Below are 4,103 nucleotides of genomic sequence, written 5' to 3' on the forward strand. Positions count from 1 at the left end.
CGGCCGGGCGGTGCGCGACGCATGCCAGCGGCCGGCCCGTACCGCGCCGGTGAGCGGCGCATAGCCGCGCGCGAGCGCGAGCAGCATGCCGATCGCGTGGTCGGCGACGGTCGACGCATTGGTGCCCGGCGCGTGCGTGACGACGATGCCGCGCCGCGCGGCGGCCGCAATGTCGACGTTCTCGTAGCCGGCGCCGAATGCGCAGACGATTTCGAGTGCGGGCAGGCTTGCCATGCGTGCGTCGTCGAGCCCGCAGGTGCCGTTGGTCACGACCGCGCGGATCGTGCCGGCTGCCGCGAAGTCGGCCGGGATTCCATCCGGGTGATCGTGCAGCACGTAGTCGCGCCGCAGCGCATCGCGCGTCGTGTCGGGCAGCGGCACCAGCGCGAGTACCCCAGGCCGCGCGGTCACGGCTGCGTGCCCGCCGCGCCGGCCGGCACGACTTCCTTCACCGCGCCCTTCCAGCCGTTCGACGTGATGTCGAACACGGTGCCGTCTGGCATCCGGTACTTCACTTCGTAGAACACGTTCGGGTCCTGCTCGTGCCGGCCGGTCAGGTAGGTGCCGCCGGCCGCGACGACGCGCTCGGCGGTCGCATCGACGTCGTCCACCCACATCCCGAAATGGATCACGCCGCGCACGTCTTTCAGGCCCGCATAGCCGGGCACCGTCTCGTCCTTGAAGTTCAGCAGCGCGACGTTGATCGTGCCGTCCGTCATGTAGATCCCGCGCATCGCTTTGCCCGCGCGGCGCATGCCGAACGCGCGCTCGAAGAATTGCGCGGCCGCCTCCGGATCGTCGACCGAAAGCGCGATGTGGCGAAGCTTGTCCATGGGTGTCCTTGAAGAGTGTCGGCGTGCGACGGATGAGTGCGTGGGCGTGACTGTCGCGCAAAAATGCCTGGAATCTCATTGGGTATACTACGTAGTGATTGTGTATACACAAAACGAGATTTATATACCAGAATGGTCCCCATCGCCGTTCGAACGGCGAAACACCGGCTCGCGCCGGCCGCTAGCCGTCATGCAGGGAGGCAGGGGATGCACGCTTGGCAGGAACCGCTGGGGAATCTGTCGGAAGCGCTGAGGGCGCGCTTCGCCGAGATCGGCGCCGTCTGGGGGCTGGACATCGACGCGCACCGCGACTGGGTGATCGATACGTACACGCCGCTCGTCGCCGCGCGGGCGGCGACGGACCTCGGCTGCGAGATCGAGCGCGACATTCCGTACGGGCCTGACGCGCGCCAGCGTCTCGACGTGTTCGTGCAGCACGCGACCCGTCAGGGTGCGCCGGCCGACGTCGTGCTGTTCGTGCATGGCGGCGCGTTCGTGCGCGGCCGCAAGAGCATCAACGGGCTGATCTACGACAACGTGCCGCGCTGGTTCGCGCGCCACGGTTACGTTGCGATCAACGTCGAATACCGGCTGGCGCCCGATGCGCCGTATCCGGCCGGCGCGCAGGACCTTGCCGCGGCGCTCGAGTGGACGCGTGCGCATGTCGCGTCATACGGCGGCCATCCGGGGCGGATCTTCATCGTCGGGCATTCGGCGGGCGGCGCGCATGTCGCCACGTATCTCGGCGATCCGCTGCTCGACGCGCGGCGCGGCGAACGCGTGGCCGGCGCCGTGCTGGTCAGCGCGCGGCTCGCGGCCGACACGCTGCCCGACAACCCGAACGCGGCCGGCGTGCGCGCGTATTTCGGCGACGACCCGTCGCGCTACGCCGCGCGCTCGCCGCTCGCGTACGCGGAGCGCATCGACGTGCCGCTGATGATCGTCGTCGCCGAATACGAGAACCCGTATCTCGACGTGTACGGCGCCGCGTTCTTCGAGCGTGTCGCGCGCGCGCGGCAGCGCGAGCGCCGCCCGGGGCGCACGCCGCGCTTCATGCAGATGCCGCGCCACAACCACACGTCGGTGGTCGCCCATTTCGATTCGGGCGAAACGCTGCTGGGCGACGCGATGCTGGATTTCTTCAGCGCCTGCGCATGACTGCCCGCCGATCGACTCATCCAACCGGAGACTCCCGCATGTCCGCCTTCGCCACGCCGCGCGTGTTCGCGCCCGTCCTCACGCCGTTTCGCGCCGACGGGTCGATCGACGCGCCGCGCTTCGTCGCGTTCTGCCGCTGGCTGGTCGGGCAGGGCGCGGGCCTCGCGCCGTTCGGCACCAACAGCGAGGCGAACTCGCTGAGCGTCGCCGAGCGCTGCATGCTGCTCGACCGGATCGCGGCCGCCGACATCGATCCCGCGCAGGTATTGCCCGGCACCGGCGCATGCGCGCTGCCGGATGCGATCGCGCTGACGCGCCACGCGGTCGAGGCCGGCTGCGCGGGCGTGCTGATGCTGCCGCCGTTCTTCTACCAGGGCGTGAGCGATGAAGGATTGTTCGCGTATTACGCGGGCGTGATCGACGCGGTCGGCTCGGACCGGCTGCGCGTGCTGCTGTATCACATCCCGCAACTGACGGGCGTGCCGATCACGCACACGCTGATCGAGCGGCTGGTCGCCGCGTATCCGCGCACGGTGGTCGGGATCAAGGACAGTTCGGGCGACTGGGCGAATACGGTGACGATGCTCGAGCGCTTTCCGGGCTTCGCGGTGTTTCCCGCGTCGGAGGCGCTGCTCGGGCGGGCGCTGCCGCTGGGGGCGGCCGGCTGCATCTCGGCGACCGCGAACCTGCAGCCGCACGCGATCGCGCAACTGCTCGCGGCGCCGACGGCCGTCGAACGCGCAACGTGGGAAGGGCGCGTGTCGACCGTGCGCACCGCGCTGCAATCGCCGTCGATGATTGCCGCGTTGAAGGCCGTGGTCGCGCATTTCACGCGGCACGGCGACTGGGCGCGCGTGCGCGCACCGCTTACACCGCATGCACCGGCCGACGTGCGCGCGCTGCTCGCGCAGCTCGACGCGCTCGGCTTCACGATGCCGTCGATCGACGAGGCACGTGCATGACGCGGCTCAACGCGATGCGCGGCCGCGCCGGTGTGCCGTCAGATCGATTCGCGCTCGTTGCGCTGGCGCTTGAGCCGGCCGAGCACGACGATCGACAGCCGAGCGGTGTGGTCGCGCATCGCGTTGTACGCGCGCTCGGGTTCGGCGGCGAGGATCGCGTCGACGATCTCGCGGTGCTCGTCGGTGGCCGCCTCGAAACGCTTCGGCGACGCGGGTTGCGCGGCGCGAAAGCCCGCAAGGCGCTGCCGCTGCACCGCGATGATCGACGCGAGCGACTTGCTTTGCGCGCCCTTGCAGATCAGTTCGTGGAATTCGCGGTTGAGCTGGAAGTACTCGGCCTCGTCGCCGCGCGCGATCGCTTCGTTCATCTCGACCTGCAGCTCCTCGAGCTGCTTCTTCTCGACGACGCTCATCCGCTGCGCGCTGAGCCGGCAGCACAGCGCCTCGAGCTCGCACATCGCTTCGAGCATGTCGGCGAGTTCGTCGAGGCTGAATTGCGCGACCACCACGCCCTTGCGCGGCGTCAGTTCGACCATCCCGCGCGCGGCCAGCTCGCGCAGCGCTTCGCGGATCGGCGTGCGCGACGCGTTGAACCGCTCGGCAAGCGCGATTTCCTCGAGCTTCTGCCCCGGTTCGAGCGTGCCGTCGATGATCTCGTCGAACAGCAGGCGATAGATCTTGGAAGAGAGCGTGGTCATCGTGTCGTGTGTGGTGTGGACAGCGCCGGCGGCCATACCTGCCGGCCGGGAACCGCGCGAAAAGGCGTGGCCGCAGGGCCGGCCCATTATGCGCCAGCCGCCGGGGCCGCTCAATTTGCGGGGCGCGGCGCCGGACCGGACCCGCCGCGCAGGGTACGCGGAATTCGTTTCCGACCCGATAGGAGTATACGAGAAATATCAAATGAATACACGAGTGATTTATTGTATACGCGTCACTCGTCCCCGCTTGACGACGACAAAAGAGGACAACCGTGATCTGGTTCGGTATCGCAACGTATGAACTGAATGGCCGCGTCGCGGCAGGGCTCGCGATGGAGGGCGCGCTGTACGACGCGCAGGCCGTGCTGCAACGGGCAACCGGCGACGATGCGCCGCTCGACGTCGACACGCTGGTCGCGGACTGGCCGTTGCGCGGCGCGCAGACCGTCGCG

4 protein-coding genes and 2 pseudogenes are annotated in these 4,103 nt (G+C 69.0%); 3 read left to right on the forward strand and 3 right to left on the reverse strand.

Features of this window, described 5'->3' with window-relative positions; genetic code table 11:
• Positions 1–411 (reverse strand): annotated as a pseudogene (locus G3O00_RS40350) (2-hydroxyacid dehydrogenase); the annotation flags it as partial.
• Positions 408–833, reverse strand: a complete 426-nt coding sequence (locus tag G3O00_RS40355) for a VOC family protein (protein ID WP_206146332.1) — start codon at positions 831–833, stop codon at positions 408–410. The pseudogene G3O00_RS40350 and the gene G3O00_RS40355, both read right to left, overlap by 4 nt.
• Before the next feature lie 207 nt (positions 834–1,040).
• Between G3O00_RS40355 and G3O00_RS40360 the strand changes: the two genes are divergently transcribed.
• A complete protein-coding gene (locus G3O00_RS40360; RefSeq protein ID WP_206146333.1) occupies positions 1,041–1,991 on the forward strand; it encodes an alpha/beta fold hydrolase in 951 nt (316 codons plus the stop codon).
• Between the two features lie 38 nt (positions 1,992–2,029).
• Positions 2,030–2,953, forward strand: coding sequence for a dihydrodipicolinate synthase family protein (locus tag G3O00_RS40365; protein ID WP_206146334.1), 924 nt, complete (start codon positions 2,030–2,032; stop codon positions 2,951–2,953).
• 38 nt (positions 2,954–2,991) lie between these two features.
• On the opposite strand, the gene G3O00_RS40370 is transcribed toward G3O00_RS40365, so the two are convergent.
• Positions 2,992–3,651 carry a GntR family transcriptional regulator gene (locus G3O00_RS40370; RefSeq protein WP_041492519.1) on the reverse strand — a complete coding sequence of 220 codons (660 nt, stop codon included), beginning with the start codon at positions 3,649–3,651 and terminating at the stop codon, positions 2,992–2,994.
• Between the two features lie 272 nt (positions 3,652–3,923).
• Here G3O00_RS40370 and G3O00_RS40375 point away from each other — a divergent pair.
• Positions 3,924–4,103: pseudogene (locus tag G3O00_RS40375) on the forward strand (FAA hydrolase family protein); the annotation flags it as partial.

It is taken from the genome of Burkholderia sp. Ac-20384 (assembly GCF_017104605.1).
Classification (GTDB): domain Bacteria; phylum Pseudomonadota; class Gammaproteobacteria; order Burkholderiales; family Burkholderiaceae; genus Burkholderia; species Burkholderia lata.

Bases quoted from the DNA above. Each gene is read 5' to 3' on its own strand.
- G3O00_RS40360 (WP_206146333.1), top strand. From the start codon at position 1,041: ATGCACGCTTGGCAGGAACCGCTGGGGAATCTGTCGGAAGCGCTGAGG.
- G3O00_RS40355 (WP_206146332.1), bottom strand. From the start codon at position 833: ATGGACAAGCTTCGCCACATCGCGCTTTCGGTCGACGATCCGGAGGCG.
- G3O00_RS40365 (WP_206146334.1), top strand. From the start codon at position 2,030: ATGTCCGCCTTCGCCACGCCGCGCGTGTTCGCGCCCGTCCTCACGCCG.
- G3O00_RS40370 (WP_041492519.1), bottom strand. From the start codon at position 3,651: ATGACCACGCTCTCTTCCAAGATCTATCGCCTGCTGTTCGACGAGATC.